Origin of the sequence: Roseateles depolymerans (assembly GCF_003387155.1) — a bacterium.
GTDB classification, from domain to species: Bacteria; Pseudomonadota; Gammaproteobacteria; order Burkholderiales; family Burkholderiaceae_C; genus Roseateles; species Roseateles depolymerans.
In genome coordinates this window covers 840,066-856,164 of record NZ_QUMT01000003.1, presented here as the reverse complement: position 1 = coordinate 856,164, position 16,099 = coordinate 840,066, and the positions used below count along the sequence as shown (strand labels likewise).

At 67.1% G+C, this 16,099-nt stretch carries 15 protein-coding genes; 10 read left to right on the top strand and 5 right to left on the bottom strand.

The window, feature by feature from the left end; genetic code table 11:
- Window positions 1-42 precede the first annotated feature (42 nt).
- From atpG to ppk2, 8 genes are all read left to right on the top strand, one after another.
- A complete protein-coding gene (gene atpG / locus DES44_RS17645; protein WP_058933483.1) occupies window positions 43-918 on the top strand; it encodes a F0F1 ATP synthase subunit gamma in 876 nt (291 codons plus the stop codon).
- A gap of 51 nt (window positions 919-969) precedes the next feature.
- Window positions 970-2,382 carry a F0F1 ATP synthase subunit beta gene (gene atpD / locus DES44_RS17640; protein WP_058933484.1) on the top strand — a complete coding sequence of 471 codons (1,413 nt, stop codon included), beginning with the start codon at window positions 970-972 and terminating at the stop codon, window positions 2,380-2,382.
- Between the two features lie 190 nt (window positions 2,383-2,572).
- A complete protein-coding gene (locus DES44_RS17635) occupies window positions 2,573-3,001 on the top strand; it encodes a F0F1 ATP synthase subunit epsilon (protein ID WP_058933485.1) in 429 nt (142 codons plus the stop codon).
- A gap of 264 nt (window positions 3,002-3,265) precedes the next feature.
- Window positions 3,266-3,949 (top strand): CsgG/HfaB family protein, encoded by a 684-nt coding sequence (locus DES44_RS17630; RefSeq protein ID WP_058933486.1) that lies wholly within the window; start codon window positions 3,266-3,268, stop codon window positions 3,947-3,949.
- A gap of 8 nt (window positions 3,950-3,957) precedes the next feature.
- Complete coding sequence (locus DES44_RS17625; protein ID WP_198164878.1) at window positions 3,958-4,428, top strand: DUF4810 domain-containing protein; 471 nt, start codon at window positions 3,958-3,960, stop codon at window positions 4,426-4,428.
- A 65-nt stretch (window positions 4,429-4,493) separates the two neighbouring features.
- Complete coding sequence (locus DES44_RS17620) at window positions 4,494-5,144, top strand: DUF799 domain-containing protein (RefSeq protein WP_058937132.1); 651 nt, start codon at window positions 4,494-4,496, stop codon at window positions 5,142-5,144.
- A gap of 71 nt (window positions 5,145-5,215) precedes the next feature.
- Window positions 5,216-6,061, top strand: coding sequence for a D-hexose-6-phosphate mutarotase (locus DES44_RS17615; RefSeq protein ID WP_116001690.1), 846 nt, complete (start codon window positions 5,216-5,218; stop codon window positions 6,059-6,061).
- A gap of 60 nt (window positions 6,062-6,121) precedes the next feature.
- A complete protein-coding gene (gene ppk2 / locus DES44_RS17610; RefSeq protein ID WP_083525250.1) occupies window positions 6,122-7,027 on the top strand; it encodes a polyphosphate kinase 2 in 906 nt (301 codons plus the stop codon).
- Between the two features lie 45 nt (window positions 7,028-7,072).
- Here ppk2 and DES44_RS17605 read toward each other — a convergent pair whose 3' ends face one another.
- From DES44_RS17605 to DES44_RS17595, 3 genes are read right to left on the bottom strand one after another with little or no spacing between them, the layout of a single operon-like run.
- Window positions 7,073-7,624, bottom strand: a complete 552-nt coding sequence (locus tag DES44_RS17605; RefSeq protein ID WP_058933488.1) for a TPM domain-containing protein — start codon at window positions 7,622-7,624, stop codon at window positions 7,073-7,075.
- Entirely contained in the window at window positions 7,624-8,640 is a 1,017-nt protein-coding gene (locus DES44_RS17600; protein WP_058933489.1) for a TPM domain-containing protein, read from the bottom strand. The genes DES44_RS17605 and DES44_RS17600 overlap by 1 nt, the downstream gene beginning before the upstream one ends.
- A 10-nt stretch (window positions 8,641-8,650) precedes the next feature.
- Complete coding sequence (locus DES44_RS17595) at window positions 8,651-9,343, bottom strand: LemA family protein (RefSeq protein ID WP_232309999.1); 693 nt, start codon at window positions 9,341-9,343, stop codon at window positions 8,651-8,653.
- A gap of 266 nt (window positions 9,344-9,609) precedes the next feature.
- Here DES44_RS17595 and hemE point away from each other — a divergent pair, with 266 nt between their 5' ends.
- Both hemE and DES44_RS17585 read left to right on the top strand, forming a co-directional pair.
- Window positions 9,610-10,701, top strand: coding sequence for a uroporphyrinogen decarboxylase (gene hemE / locus DES44_RS17590; protein ID WP_058933490.1), 1,092 nt, complete (start codon window positions 9,610-9,612; stop codon window positions 10,699-10,701).
- Window positions 10,702-11,071: 370 nt separating this feature from the next.
- Window positions 11,072-13,192, top strand: a complete 2,121-nt coding sequence (locus DES44_RS17585; protein WP_058933491.1) for a primosomal protein N' — start codon at window positions 11,072-11,074, stop codon at window positions 13,190-13,192.
- Window positions 13,193-13,218: 26 nt separating this feature from the next.
- On the opposite strand, the gene DES44_RS17580 is transcribed toward DES44_RS17585, so the two are convergent.
- Together DES44_RS17580 and DES44_RS17575 are read right to left on the bottom strand one after the other, a co-directional pair.
- Complete coding sequence (locus DES44_RS17580; protein WP_147307126.1) at window positions 13,219-14,256, bottom strand: sensor domain-containing diguanylate cyclase; 1,038 nt, start codon at window positions 14,254-14,256, stop codon at window positions 13,219-13,221.
- Between the two features lie 20 nt (window positions 14,257-14,276).
- A complete protein-coding gene (locus DES44_RS17575) occupies window positions 14,277-16,004 on the bottom strand; it encodes a GGDEF domain-containing protein (RefSeq protein ID WP_058933493.1) in 1,728 nt (575 codons plus the stop codon).
- Window positions 16,005-16,099 lie beyond the last annotated feature (95 nt).

The following is a 16,099-nucleotide window of genomic DNA, read 5'->3' as shown; positions in this document are numbered from 1 at the left end:
CCGCAGCGATGCGGCCTTGTCGGGGAACTGAAAGGAGAAATCATGGCAGCAGGCAAGGAAATTCGCGGCAAGATCAAGTCGGTCGAAAACACCAAGAAGATCACCAAGGCCATGGAAATGGTCGCCGCTTCGAAAATGCGCAAGGCGCAGGATCGGATGCGCGCGGCCCGTCCTTACGCGGAGAAGGTGGGCAACATTGCCGCCAACCTCGCCAAGGCCAATCCGGAATACCGTCACCCGTTCATGGTGGCCAATCCGGACGCCAGGACGGCGGGCTTCGTGGTGGTCACGACCGACAAGGGCCTGTGCGGCGGTCTCAACACCAACCTGCTTCGCGCCACCACCAACAAGCTCAAGGAGCTCGAGGCGGCTGGTCAGAAGGCAGAAGTGGTGGCGATCGGCAACAAGGGCCTGGGCTTCATGAACCGCATCGGCGCCAAGGTCGTTGCGCATGCCACGCAGCTGGGCGACGCCCCGCAGCTGGAGCGCCTCGTCGGCCCGGTGAAGACGCTGCTGGACGCTTATGCGGAAGGCAAGCTGTCGGCGGTCTATCTCTGCTACACGCGCTTCGTGAACACCATGAAGCAGGAGCCGGTGGTGCTGCAGTTGCTGCCCCTGACTCAAGAGTCGCTGGAGACGGATGCCGCTGGTCACGCCTGGGACTACCTGTACGAGCCGGACGCCCCGACGGTCATCAACGAGCTGCTGGTGCGCTACACCGAAGCCCTGGTCTATCAGGCCGTGGCCGAGAACATGGCGTCCGAGCAATCGGCCCGCATGGTGGCCATGAAGGCCGCGACCGACAACGCCGGAACGCTGATTGGTGAACTGAAGCTGGTCTACAACAAGACCCGTCAGGCCGCCATCACCAAGGAACTGTCGGAAATCGTCAGCGGCGCCGCCGCCATCAGCGGTTGACCGGCGAGCGATCGCCGTCAACGCATAGATTTGAATTGAAGGAACGAAGAAATGGCTAACACTCAATCGGTGGGCAAGATCGTTCAGTGCATCGGCGCCGTGGTGGACGTGGAGTTCCCGCGTGACCAGATGCCGAAGGTGTTCGACGCCCTCAAGATGGAAGGCTCGGCCCTGACGCTGGAAGTGCAGCAGCAGCTGGGCGACGGCGTGGTCCGTACCATTGCCCTGGGTTCGTCCGACGGCCTGCGCCGCGGCACCGAGGTCTACAACACCGGCGACATGATCAAGGTCCCGGTCGGCCAGGCCACCCTGGGCCGCATCATGGACGTGCTGGGCAATCCGATCGATGAACGCGGCGACGTGTCCAACGCTCAGACGGCCGCCATCCACCGCAAGGCCCCGGCCTACGACGAGCTGAGCCCGTCGCAGGAACTGCTGGAAACCGGCATCAAGGTGATCGACCTGATCTGCCCGTTCGCCAAGGGCGGCAAGGTGGGTCTGTTCGGTGGCGCCGGCGTGGGCAAGACCGTGAACATGATGGAGCTGATCAACAACATCGCCAAGGCTCACTCGGGTCTGTCGGTGTTTGCTGGCGTGGGCGAGCGTACCCGCGAGGGCAACGACTTCTATCATGAAATGTCGGACGCTGGCGTCGTGAACCAGGAGGACCTGAGCAAGTCGAAGGTCGCCATGGTCTACGGCCAGATGAACGAGCCTCCGGGCAACCGTCTGCGCGTGGCACTGACCGGCCTGACCATGGCCGAAGCCTTCCGTGACGAAGGCCGTGACGTGCTGTTCTTCGTGGACAACATCTACCGCTACACCCTGGCCGGTACCGAAGTGTCCGCACTGCTGGGCCGTATGCCTTCCGCCGTGGGCTATCAGCCGACGCTGGCGGAAGAAATGGGCCGTCTGCAAGAGCGGATCACGTCCACCAAGGTCGGTTCGATCACGTCCATCCAGGCCGTGTACGTGCCGGCCGATGACTTGACCGACCCGTCCCCCGCCACGACCTTCGCCCACTTGGACGCCACCGTCGTGCTGTCGCGTGACATCGCGTCGCTGGGTATCTACCCCGCCGTGGACCCGCTGGACTCGACCTCGCGTCAGATCGACCCGAACGTGATCGGCGAAGAGCACTACTCGACCACCCGTGCCGTGCAGTCCGTGCTGCAGCGCTACAAGGAACTGCGCGACATCATCGCCATCCTGGGTATGGACGAACTGTCGCCGGAAGACAAGCTGGCCGTGGCACGCGCCCGGAAGATCCAGCGTTTCCTGTCGCAGCCGTTCCACGTGGCCGAAGTGTTCACCGGCGCTCCCGGCAAGTACGTGCCCCTGAAGGAAACCATTCGCGGCTTCAAGATGATCGTCAACGGCGAGTGCGACCATCTGCCCGAACAAGCCTTCTACATGGTCGGGACCATCGACGAAGCCTTCGAAAAAGCGAAAAAGATCCAGTAAGCGGCGCATACGGCGCGAGGGCGTCGTTGCGGTGCTCGCCGGACGAAAGTCCGGCTCCGCGCCGCGCCTAGCCCTCCCACCGTCTGCTTGCTTTCTGAATCTTTTTCCCTCGCAGGACACGCTCTGGAATTCGGCGAAGCCGACATTTGCAGGGCTAGGTCCTTGCGGGTATCGATAGATTGGAAACCTTATGGCAAGCCAAGCAACGATCCACGTGAATGTGGTCTCGGCCGAGGAGCAGATCTTCTCGGGCGAGGCAAAGTTCGTGGCGCTTCCGGGCGAAGGCGGTGAGCTGGGCATCCTGCCCAAGCACACCCCCCTCATCACCCGCATCAAGCCGGGCGCCGTGCGCATCCAGCGCGCCGACACCAACGAGGAAGAATTCGTCTTCGTGGCCGGCGGCCTGCTCGAAGTGCAGCCCGATGTGGTGACCGTGCTCGCCGACACCGCCATCCGTGGCAAAGACCTCGACGAAGCCCGCGCTGAAGCCGCCAAGAAGGCCGCCGAAGAGGCCATGAAAAACGCCAAGAGCGATATCGACTTCGCCAAGGCCCAGAGCGAATTCGCGGCCATGGCCGCGCAGATCGCCGCGCTGCGCAAGTTCCGCGCCAAGCGCTGAGCATCGGCCGCCCGCGGCCTGCGCTCATCACTGCCATCACTCGTGGTGACGACCACGGTGGTGTACCTCCAACGGCAGGTTCCACCCTTTGGGGGAGGGCCTGCCGTTTTTCATGCAGTGGTTCACATGTACTCGGTCAAACACCGGGCATGCCGACCGGGACCCCCCCGGTCTCAGAGATACAGTTGCTCACGTAGCGTTCACCAACACGACGAACGCCGCCCTCCCGCCCTGGGAGGTTCATGCTGCATTTGAGGGAGTTTCATGTTCAATACCACCTGGACGCGCCGCGCCACCCTGGCCGTGGCCGTTGCCGCTCTGTCCGCTTGCGCCACAGAACAATCGCGCACCATCGACGTGCCGCGCCCGGCCACCCCCGCGCCGTCGGCCTATCAAGGCCCGCGCGCCCCCATCGCCGTGGGCAAGTTCGACAACCGCTCCAGCTACATGCGCGGCATGTTTGCGGATGCAGTCGACCGCCTGGGCAGCCAGTCCAAGTCGATCCTGGTGGCTCATCTGCAGCAGACCAACCGCTTCAACGTGCTGGACCGCGACAACCTCGAAGAGGCCCAGCAGGAAGCCAAGTTCAAGGCCGGTGCCCTGAACATCAAGGGCGCTGACTACCTGGTCACCGGCGCCGTCACCGAATTCGGTCGCAAGGAAGTCGGCGACCAGCAGCTGTTCGGCGTGCTGGGCCGCGGCAAGACGCAAGTGGCCTATGCCAAGGTCACGCTGAACGTGGTCAACAGCCAGACCTCGGAAGTGGTGTATTCGGTGCAAGGCGCCGGTGAATACACGCTATCCACCCGTGAAGTGGTCGGCTTTGGCGGCACCGCCAGCTATGACGCAACGCTCAACGGCAAGGTGCTGGACCTGGCCATCCGCGAAGCAGTGAACAACCTGGTGCAAGGCGTCGACAACGGCGCCTGGAAGCCCCAAGCGCGCTGAGGCCCCCCATGATGAAGACCCCCATGATCGGCCAGACCGCTGGCCGCCGCGGAGCCCTGCTCGTGACGACCGTCCTGTGCGGCCTGTTCACCGCTTGCGCCCAGCCGCCCAAGCCGCTGTACCAGTGGAGCGGCTACCAGTCCAATCTGTACGACTACTTCAAGACCTCGGGCGCCAATGCCGGCGAACAGATTGACAAGCTGGAAGCCCAGCTGGTGAAGAACAAGGCCGCCAACGAAGCCTCGCCTCCGGGCCTGCATGGTCACCTGGCGCTGCTGTATGCGAAGGTCGGCAACGACAACGCCGCCAAGGCCCATCTGGAAGCTGAACGCGCGCTGTTCCCCGAATCCGCCGCCTACGTGGACCTGCTGCTCAAGCGCCGCGCCGCCGCCAGCATGCCGGCCGCCGGTGCTTCCGCACCCACCGCCTCGACCGCCACCCCCGCGACTGCCGCCGCCCCGGTGGCCGCCGCGAAATGACCCCGGCCCCGGAGCTTTTCATGACGACCCTGTTTTCCCGTCTCTTGCCCCCGGCCGTGGCGCGCATGTTGCGCCTGGGCGGTGCCGCTGCCGTGCTGGCAGCCCTGACCGCTTGTGCCCACCAGGCCACGCCGTACGACTACACCGCCTTCAAGGCGGCCAAGCCGGCTTCGGTGCTCATCCTGCCGCCGGTGAACGATTCGCCGGAAGTGGGCGCGTCCTACGCGGTGCTCTCCACGCTGACGCAGCCGCTGGCCGAGTCCGGCTACTACGTGCTGCCGGTGTCGCTGGTCGATGAAACCCTGCGCACCAATGGCATCGACAATGCCGTGGACGCGCAGTCCATCGACCGTGCCAAGCTGCGCGACATCTTCGGTGCCGACGCTGGCCTGTACGTCAAGGTCAAGCGGTATGGCTCCACCTACAAGGTGGTGAGCGCCGAAGCCGTCGTGGAAATGGAAGCCGTGCTGGTGGACCTGCGAACCGGCACCCAGCTGTGGAACGGCCGTGCCTCGGCGTCCACTGCCGAGCAGAACAACAACAGCAGCGGCGGTGTGGTGGGTCTGCTGGTCAAGGCCCTGGTCGACCAGATCGCCAACAACCTGACCGACAAGAGCTACCAGATGGCCGGCATCGCCAGTTCGCGTCTGTTGAGCGACAACGCGGTCAACGGCGTGCTGCCCGGTCCGCGCAAGCCAGTCTCTGAACGAAAATAAGGCCCCAACCGGCCCCGAACCCACCGGTCCCCCGGTGGGTTTTTTTGTTTTTGAAGCAGCCAGAAGTCGCCATGAGCCCCATTCCCGTCACCCGCTCCCACGGTCTTGAAGCCCTTGAACTCGTGTCGCCCGACGGCGCACGGGCCACGCTGCTGCTGCATGGCGCCCATCTGGTGTCCTGGGTGCCGGCAGGGGGCGAGGAGCAGCTGTATCTGTCGCCCACCAGCGCCTTTGCCACCGGCCAGGCCATTCGCGGCGGTGTTCCGGTGATCTTCCCGCAGTTCAATGCCCGTGGCCCGCTGCAAAAGCATGGCTTTGCCCGCAACAAGCCCTGGCAACTGGTCAGCGCCGAAGTCGGCAAGGACGACGCGCTGGCCGTGCTGCGCCTGACCGACGACGGCGCCACCCGCATGGTCTGGCCCCATCAGTTCGAGGCTGAAATCAGCATCCGCGTCAGCGGTCGCACGCTGGAGATGGAGCTGGCCTGCGAAAACCGCGGCGAGGCCCCGTTCTCCTTCGCGGCGGCCCTGCACACCTACCTGCGTCTGACCAGCGCCATGAGCGCTTCGCTGCAGGGCCTGTCCGGGCTGGCGTACTGGGATTCCGTGGACCAGCGCGCCGGCACCCAGCACGAGGATCTGCTGCGCCTGGATGGCAGTGAGCTGGACCGCATCTATCAGGACCTGAAGGACACACTCATCTTGCGTGACGCGGACCGGCGTCTGCGCATTGCCCAGCAAGGCTTCTCCGATGTGGTCGTGTGGAACCCGGGCGAAGTCAAGGGCGCGCAGTTCAGCGACATGCCGGCCGACGGCTACCGGCAGATGCTGTGCGTGGAAGCGGCCCAGGTGCTGCAGCCGGTGACGCTGGCGCCGGGGGAGAGCTGGGCGGCCATGCAGGTGCTGGCGCTGGAATAAGCCCCCGTTCCGCGCTGAATCCGTTAGCCTGTGTGCATTCCATTTCCGGAGTGACAGCGCATGGGCAAGAAGAAGCAGGGCAAGGACAAGGACGCAGGCCAGGGCGGCCCGTCGGACAAGGCGGCCAAGGCCTCCAAGTCCGGCAAGGCTGAGTCAACCGCCTCCCGCATCGACCTGGCCGATCACAAGCTCTCCAAGTCCGACTACCTCGAGCACCTGGAAGCCCTGCAGGTCGAGCTGAACAATGTGGCTCGCTGGCTCCAGCTCACCGGTCACCGCGTGCTGGTGATCTTCGAAGGCCGGGACACCGCCGGCAAAGGTGGCGTGATCAATGCCATCTCGGAAACGCTGAACCCGCGCCAGTGCCACACCGTGGCGCTGTCCAAGCCCAGTGAGCGGGAACAAGGCCAGTGGTACTTCCAGCGTCATGTGGCTCATCTGCCGGCGGCGGGCGAGCTCGTGCTGTTCGACCGCAGCTGGTACAACCGCGCCGGCGTGGAATCGGTGATGGGCTTTTGCACGCCCGAGCAGACCGACGCATTTCTGGCCCAAGTGCCGCGCTTCGAGGAGCTGCTGGTGGAGGACGGCCTGCTGCTGTTCAAGTACTGGCTGACCGTCGATCAGGAACATCAGGAAGAGCGCTTTGCCGAGCGGGCGGAAGATCCGCTCAAGCGCTGGAAGCTCTCGCCGATTGACCTGCAATCCCGCGAGCACTATGAGGAGTACGGCCGGGCGCGCGACCGCATGTTCAAGGCGACCCACACGCCGCATGCGCCCTGGACGCTGGTGGACTTCAACGACCAGCGCCGCGGCCGACTGACCCTGATCCGCCACCTGCTGGACCACCTGCCGGATGTGCAATGTCCGGAGCCGCAGTTCGACTTCCCCAAGCTGAGCCATCCGCCGCTGCGGGAGTCATTCAAGACGAAGTTGAAGCCGCTGCCGCCGTATCCGCGGCTGGCGTGAGTTCGTCGCTCAGCGCCAAGCTCTGGTCCCGGCAGTCAGCTCGCTCTACAGCACCACGACTGCATTGGGCAGCTCATTGCGTGGCCCGTCGTCCGAGGGCGGGAAGTGCTGGGCCAGCAATTGCTCCACCGCCTGCACCGCCTCCGTCAGGCCTTCTTCAAAACGTCCGGCCTGCAGTGCTGCACGCAGGCTGTTGATGACGGTCCGCCACTGCTCGGCACTGACCCGCTGGTTCAGCCCGCGGTCCGCCACGATTTCGATGGCGTGCTCCGCCAGCAGCAAATAGATCAGCACGCCGTTGTTGTGCTCGGTATCCCAGACCCGAAGCTTGCCGAACTGCGTGACCGCCCGCTCGCGCGCGCTGGCGTGCCGCCACAGGTAGCTCAGTGGCAGGCTGGCTTCCACACACAGGCGGATCTCCCCGCCGTGGCGTCGCTCGCTCTCGGCCACCCGGGCGGCCAGACGCGCCAGCGCCTCCGGGGGCAGGACGCGATGCGCGTCGGCCTCATCCCACAGGCGATGCCGCAGCAGCCGGGCCCAGCGCGAGGACGTCGGCGCCGGGCGACCCTGCGGTGAGGAGTTCGCTGGAGCTGTCATCACCAATCTCCCGAGGCGCCACCGCCGCCGAAGTCACCGCCGCCGCCGGAGGAGAAGCCACCGCCATCACCACCGCCCCAACTGCCCCCGCCGTCTCCACCGCCGCTGCCCCAGATCACCGGCGGAATAAAGACACCGGGACTGCGGCTGCCGATGCCGTGCGCACTGCTGCGATAGGGACTGGCGCCGCCACCGCTGTAGCGCCGCCGGGCCGCGCCAATGCCCAGCACGCCGACCAGCACCAGCGAGGCCAGTGCAGCGCCGATGCCCATCAGCACACTGCCGCTATAGAGCCAGCCGAGGGCACCCGCGCCACCGCCCGTCACCAGGCTCCCCAGCTTGCGACCCATCATGGCGGTGAGCAGCGCACCGGCGATCGGCACGCCAATAAAGAACAACGCAGCCGCACCACCGAAATCGAAGCCACTGCCGGAGGAGGGCGCCGTGCGTCGCTCCTTCGCGGTTGGTGCCGGCAGGTGTTCCCCGCGGATGCGGGCCTGCAGCGAATCCACCGCACGGTTCAGGCCGCCGGCATAGTCGCCAGCGCGAAAGGCCGGCGTGATGTCCCGCTCGATGATCTGCCGCGCGGCAAGATCCGGCACCGCACCTTCCAGCGCCTTGGCAGTCTGGATGTTGATGCGCCGGTCCTGCTTGGCCACGACGATCAGCAGACCATCACCCACAGTGCGGCGACCGATCTTCCATTGATCCCCCACCCGCTGGGCGTAGGCAGCAATGTCCTCCGGCGCCGTGCTGGGCACCATCAGCACCACCATCTGCGGACCGGCCTCCTGCTCGAAGGCGGCCAGCTTGCGCTCCAGCGCCTGGCGCTGCGCTTCGCTCAAGGTGGCGGTCTGGTCGATCACCCGGCCGGTGAGGGCCGGCACCGGTTGCACGTCCTGGGCATGTGCCTTTGGGACGACCCCCGACAGGCTCAACAGGAGGGCCACCAGCGCCAGCAGCAAAGACACCCAAGGCACCTTGGGCGGCCGGTCCGGAACCAGGCGGATCCGCATGCGGCCGGCCTCAGCGCGAGGCCGGTGCCGCACCCGGGCCGGGCAGCGTCAGCGACGATGCGGACGCGCCGGTCGCAGGGGCCGGGGTCTGCGCTGGAGCAGGAGCAGGAGCCGCGGCCCCCGGCTTGTCAAAGTTCACCGTCGGCGGTGCCGAGATCGCGGCCTCGTTCTGCACGGTGAAGTTGGGCTTGACCTCGTACCCGAACATCTTGGCGGTCAGGTTGGTCGGGAAGCGCCGGGTCAGGCCGTTGTACTCCTGCACCGACTTGATATAGCGGTTGCGAGCCACGGTGATGCGGTTCTCCGTGCCTTCCAGTTGCACCCGCAGGTCCCGGAAGCCCTGGTTGGACTGCAGCGTGGGATAGGCCTCGCTGACCGCCAGCAGCCGGCTGAGCGCGCTGGAGAGCTCCCCCTGCGCCGCCTGGAAGCGCTTGAGGGCTTCCGGGTCCTTGGCCAGTTCAGGCGTGACCTGGATGCTGGTGGCCTTGGCGCGGGCTTCCACCACGCGGGTCAGCGTCTCCTGCTCGAAGTTGGCCTCGCCCTTGACCGTGTTGACGATGTTGGGAATGAGGTCGCTGCGGCGCTGATACTGGCTCAGCACTTCGGACCAACTGGCGTTCACCTGCTCGTCCAGGTTCTGGAATTCGTTGTAGCCGCAGCCGCTGAGCAGCAGCGGGGCACTGAGGACCAGCGCGCCGGCCAGTGCACGGACAGCGCCGCTGCGCGCAGCGCTGAAGCTGCGTCCGGACACGGATCCGGAGGCAGACGGCGACGCGACCTCAGCCGTGGACCACTGGGACTGGCGAGACTGCGGGGACTTCGGGTTCATGAATCATTCCTCCTGGTGTCGGCGCATATCGAGGGCGGTGGCCGGATTTCAAGGCCATGCCCCCAAGAGGGTGCCCCCGGATGTCCGGCTTGTGACCTGACGCAAATCAGTATCCCATGCACCCCATGGATAATCCGTGTATGAGCGCCCCACTTCAGAACGACACCTTCCTGCGCGCCTGTCTGCGCCAGCCCACGGACTACACACCGGTCTGGCTGATGCGCCAGGCCGGTCGCTACCTGAAGGAGTATCGCGACACCCGCGAACGTGCCGGCAGTTTCATGGGTCTGGCGACCAACAAGGACTACGCCACCGAGGTGACCCTGCAGCCGCTGGACCGCTACCCGCTGGACGCTGCCATCCTGTTCAGCGACATCCTCACCGTGCCGGACGCCATGGGCCTGGGCCTGAGCTTCGCCGCGGGCGAGGGCCCCAAGTTCGCCAAGCAGGTCCGCGACGAAGCCGCGGTGGCCGCGCTGGAAGTGCCGGACATGGAACGGCTTCGCTACGTGTTCGATGCGGTCACCTCCATCCGTCATGCGCTGAACGGTCGCGTCCCCTTGATCGGCTTCTCCGGCAGCCCCTGGACGCTGGCCTGCTACATGGTGGAGGGCGGCGGCTCGGACGACTACCGTCATGTGAAGAGCCTCATGTATGCGCGTCCGGACCTGATGCATCGCATCCTGTCCATCAACGCCGATGCGGTGGCCGCCTACCTGAATGCGCAAATCGATGCCGGCGCCCAGGCCGTGATGGTGTTCGATTCCTGGGGCGGCGTGCTGGCCGATGGCGCGTTCCAGCGTTTCAGCCTGGACTACTCGCGTCGCGTGCTGTCGCAGCTCAAGACCGAACATGAAGGCCGCCGCGTGCCGCGACTGCTCTTCACCAAGGGCGGCGGCCTGTGGCTGGACGAAATTGCCGATGCCGGCGCCGACGTTGTCGGCCTGGACTGGACCGTCAACCTGGGCCAGGCGCGCCAGCGCCTGAACGACCGTGTGGCCTTCCAGGGCAACCTGGATCCGAACGTGCTGTTCGCGCCGCCGGTCGTGGTGCGCGAGCAGACCCGCGCCGTGCTGGACAGCTTCGGCCGTCCGCAGCGGGCGGACGGTCAGTGGGGCGGCCACATCTTCAACCTGGGCCACGGCATCAGCCAGTTCACCCCGCCCGATCACGTCGCGGAACTGGTGGACGAGGTGCACCGCCATTCCCGCCTCCTGCGCCAGCCGGTCTGAGCCCGACTCACGTGGGATTGACCGGACCTTGGACAGCAGTTATCCCCAAATCCGTGCATGTCACCCAAAGGCAGCACACCGGTCATGCCGCAGCTAGGATTTTCCCGGATGGGCACGCAAGTCATTGATTTCAAACAAGTATTCGGGTTTGCCCGAACGCTTGGCGTTTTCCCCCTTCCCGAAGTCATCGCGCAGTTGTCGGAAGAAATGCGGCCGTTTCCCACAAAGTTATCCACAGGTTGAGGTCGCTGGTGTGGGCAAGCTTGGAAATCATGGACTTGGCGCGTTTTTCTCAGGCAACCTTGCATGACGGACACGCCGCTGCAGTGAGCGATGGCAGGTCCGGCCCGGTGCGCCAAGGGAGGGCCGGATGAGCGACGCAGAGCCCTCCACGCCCGCCCAGCCGTCCACGGCATCGTGGCGTCGTGTGAGCGTTGCGGTGGACGCGCCGCAGCACAGCGGCCTGACCGGCCCGCTGGACTACCTGGGGCCACAAGACCTGGCCCCGGGCACGCTGGTGCAGGTGGGCCTGGGCCGTCGCGACACGCTGGGCATCGTCTGGGACGATCCACCCAGCGGCGAGGCGGCCGGCGATGCCCTGCCGGAAGACCAGTTGCGACCGGTCGGCGCTGCGCTGGATGCGCTGCCGCCGCTGTCCGCCTCCTGGCGCCGCCTGCTGGACTTTGCAGCGGCCTATTACCAGCGCAGTGTGGGGGAGCTGGCCCTGGCCGTGCTGCCGCCGCAACTGCGTGAACTCGATGCTGCGCAACTGCAGGCGCGGCTGAAAAAGCTGGACAAGGCGGAAGCCGCTGCCGCGCGTGCCGCCGACCAAGCGCCGCCCGAGCGGCCCGCCCTCACGGAGCAGCAGAGCGCAGCCCTGGCGGCCGTCCAGGCGCTGGCCGCGCAGGCCAGTCCGCCGCCGGCGCTGCTGTGGGGGCTGACCGGCAGCGGCAAGACCGAGATCTATCTGCGCGCCGCCGAGGACGCGCTGGCGCAGGGCCGCCAGGTGCTGGTACTGGTGCCCGAGATCAACCTGACGCCGCAGCTCGAAGCCCGCTTCGCGGCCCGCTTTGCCGGTCACAGCATCGTGTCTTTGCACAGCGGCCTCACGCCCGCGCAGCGCCTGCGGCATTGGCTCAGCGCCCATCTGGGTCGCGCGCAGCTGGTGCTGGGCACCCGGCTGGCGGTGTTCGCCTCGCTGCCGCGACTGGGCCTTCTGGTGGTGGATGAGGAGCATGACCCGTCCTACAAGCAGCAGGACGGCGCCCGGTATTCCGCGCGGGACCTGGCGGTCTACCGCGGCCACCTGGAGCGCATTCCGGTGCTGCTGGGATCGGCCACTCCGTCGCTGGAGACCTGGCAGCATGCGCTGGCAGGCCGTTATCGGCGCATCGACCTGACCGAGCGCATCGGCGGCGGTGAGCTGCCCACCGTGCGCCTGTTCGACATGAACCGGCTCGAGCGCAAGAAGGGCGTGACGACCGCCTTGTCGGTGCCGCTGCTGGATGCGCTGCGCAAGCGGCTGGCGCGGGGCGAGCAGAGCCTGGTCTTCCTGAACCGCCGCGGTTATGCGCCGGTGCTGCACTGCGATCAATGCAATTGGAAAAGCGACTGCCCGCATTGCAGTGCGCATCAGGTCTTCCACCGCGAGGACCGCACGCTGCGCTGCCACCACTGCGGCGTCTCGCAGCGGGTGCCACGGGCCTGTCCGTCCTGCGGCAATCCGGACATCGCGCCGCTGGGCCGCGGGACCGAGCGTCTGGAAGAGCAACTGGCCGAGGCCCTGCCCGGCGCCCGCATCGCCCGCATCGATGCCGACACCACCCGGCTCAAGGGCAGCCTGGAGGCGCAGCTCGGCGCAGTGCATGACGGCGAGGTGGATGTGCTGGTCGGCACGCAGATGGTGGCCAAGGGTCACGACTTCCGGCGCATCACGCTGGTGGCGGCGGTGAATCCGGACGGGGCCCTGTTCAGCAATGACTTCCGGGCGCCCGAGCGGCTGTTTTCCCTGCTGATGCAGGTGGGCGGCCGTGCGGGACGAGACGCGGCCCAGGCGTCCCGCAGCGAGCTGTGGGTGCAGACCTGGTATCCGGACCACGCGCTGTTCCAGGCGCTGCAAAAGCACGACTACGAGGCTTTTGCCGGCAGCCAGCTGGCCGAGCGCATGTCTGCGGGACTGCCGCCCTTTGCCCATCTGGCGCTGGTGCGGGCGGAGGGGCGGACGGTGGAAGCGGCCCGCGAGTTCCTGGAAGCCGCCCAGGCGCAGGCGCAGGAGCTGCCCCTGGCCATGGGGCTGTTGATCTACCCGCCGGTGCCGATGGCGGTGGCCCGGGTGGCCAATGTCGAGCGCTTCCAGATGCTCATCGAGGCAGGGCATCGTGGCCAGCTGCAGCGCTTCCTGCGCGACTGGCTGCCGACGCTGCACGGCCTGCGCAAGCGCCACAAGGGCGTGTTGCGCTGGGCGGTGGACATCGATCCGCTGGTGATCTGACGGCGACGCAAGGCCGTCGGCCGATATCAGCCGCTGACGGCGAGTGGCCGGGCGCTGACGGGGGCCACCCGCACGCGGTCGCGCCCGGCATGTTTGGCGTCATACAACGCCTGGTCGGCACGGCGCAGCGCCGCATCGATGCCGGCGTCCTGGGCGTCTACGCCGGCCACGCCGCAAGACACCGTCACCGCCAGCCGCTCGTCGCCGTCAATGATGCGGTGCGTCGCAATGCGCTGCCGCAGCGCATCCAGTCGCGCGGCAGCCGCCTCGGGCGTCGTGAACGGCATGATGACGGCGAACTCCTCGCCCCCGATGCGGCCGATCCGGTCGGTGGTGCGCAGCGCTTTGGCCAGCAACTTCCCCAGCGCGGACAGCACTGCATCGCCGGCCGCGTGTCCCCGCGAGTCGTTGATGCGTTTGAAGTGATCCAGGTCCAGCGCCGCCACCGAAACGTGGCCGGATTGCCGCAGCACCAGCTTGCGCAGGGTCTCGGCCTCCTCCTGCCAGGCACGGCGGTTCAGCAGGCCCGTCAGGGTGTCCACGCGGGCGAGCGTGGTCATCTGGGCCAGCGCGGTGGTGAGCTGGCGTTTGGCGGCACGCAGCGACACCAGGTTCATCACCTGCCGTCCCAGGCCATTCAGCAGCGCCAGTTGTTCGGCGTCGAAGTCCCGCTCCACTGTGTCGGTGACGCACAGGGTGCCCAGTTTCCGGCCGGCCTCATCCCGCAGCAGGGTGCCGGCATAAGCCACGATCCTCGGGTCCCCAGGCTGGCGGACCACGGCCTGGGTGCGTGGGTCTTGCAGTACGTTGCGGCTGACCAGGTTGCGCTCGTCGCTGGCCAGCAGGGCCGAGCAGTAGGCGCTGTGCAGCGGCTTGCATTCTCCCGGTGTCCTGGAGGCAGACGCTGGCCAGAGGTACTGGTCGTCGGCGAATGAGACGAACGCATGGCTGGCGCCGGTCAGCATGCGGGCGGCGCGGGTCAGCATGTCCAGATCGGCCAGCGTGGCGCCATCGGCCAAGCCCAGGCTTTCGAGCAGGTCGGGGGTGTCGCGGAGCGGGGGCATGAGCACGGGAGCCTCCAAGGTCAACTGAAGCTGAGAGCGTCTGCCTGCTGCGGGGCCGGCCGTGCCCAGGTGTCGGCGCGGTGCTGCAGCAAGGCCTGGAACTGGTCGCCAGGCAGTGCGGCGCTGAACAGGAAGCCCTGCGCAAAATCGCAGTGCTGCTGGGCCAGCAGGCGGCGGTGGTCCTCGGTCTCGATCCCTTCGGCCACCACCCGCATCTGCAGGCTGTGGGCCAACTGGATCAGGGCGCGTGTCATGGACACCTGGCTGAGGGGGGCCGAGATGTCCGGAATGAAGCCGCGGTCGATCTTGACCACGTCCACCGGCAGCTGCCGCAGATAGTGCAGGCCCGAGTAGCCCGTGCCGAAGTCGTCGATGGCGACCTCGATGCCCAGTGCATGCAGCCGCTGCAGCGTCGCCGAGGTCTGCGCGAAGTTGTCCACCAGCATGCTCTCGGTCACTTCCACGGCCAGCCAGCATGGGTCCAGGCCGCTGTCCGCCATCAACTGCTCAATGGCCGCTGCCAGCCCGGGCTGGCGAAGCTGGCGGCCGGACAGGTTCACCGCAATGCGGATGGGGGCGAGCCCGGCCCGCTGCCAGGCCGCGGCGGCCGTCACGGCTTCCCGCAGCACCCAGTCGCCGATGGCACCGATCAGGCCGCTTTCCTCAGCGATCGGGATGAACCGGGCCGGTGACACCTCGCCCAACTCCGGATGGCGCCAGCGCAGCAAGGCCTCTGCCCCGATGATGCGGCCGCTGGCCAGTTCGATCTGGGGCTGGTAGTGCAGGCGCAGTTGCTGCCGCTCGATGGCACGGCGCAGGGCCGTCTCCAGCCTCAGGGCGTGGGGATCGGTCTCGTCGGGTTCGGCGGTGAACACGTGGACGCCGTTGCGGCCCGCGGCCTTGGCGAGCTGCAGGGCGGTGGCGGCCTGGCGCAGCACCTCACTCACGTCGCCGCCGTCAGCGGGGGCACTGGCGCAGCCGATGCTGCAGCTGACAAACACCTCGCGGCCGGCCAGCTCGAAGGGCTGGGCAAATGCCGCCAGCACCCGCTCGCCAGCGGCCGCCGGATTGCCGGGACGCAGCAACACGGCGAATTCGTCCCCGCCCACGCCGGCCAGCAGGTCGGCCTCGGGCAGGGCTTGGCTCAGCCGCTGCGCCGCTCGCCGCAGCAGCTCGTCACCGGCCGCCTGTCCGAGCGCATCGTTGATGCGCTTGAATCGATCCAGGTCGATGAGCAGCAGGTCCAGGGCCTCATGGCACTGCAAGGCGTCTTGCAGGCGTTGACGCAGGACCGCCCGGTTGGGCAGGCCCGTGCCGACGTCCAGAGGCGTCACGCCGCCGGGGAGTGCGGGAACCGACGTGGCCAGCAACTGTACGATCTGACCGCTGCCATCGGTGACCGGCAGCAGGAGGAACTGGCGGGTGTGCCAGCTTCCGTCCGGCGCCTGCGCCTGCTGGGTAAAGCGGCTGGTCGTGCCTCGTCGGGCGAGCTTGATGGCCCGCCGCAGGCAGCGCCGGGCGATTTCGCAGCCCTGCCACCAGGGCGTGTCGGGAAAGAGACGACCCAGCACGTCATCAGGGGCGGCGCCGAGGAACGCCAGGGCGGGCTGGTTGACATGCACCACCTCACCGTCCGGCGTCAGCAGCGCCGCAAAGGCGGTGGGATTGAGGGTCTGCACCAGGTCGAGCAGCGACTGCCCGTTGCAGGAAGGGGCTGCAGCGGACTGCAAGGGTTGCGCGATCGACATGGCAAGGCTCCTGGGGCGGGCATCACCCGCGGAAGGCATCGGATGGCGGCACCACGCGATTCCATGACGCCAAGCGTAGGGATCAAACCCGCGGC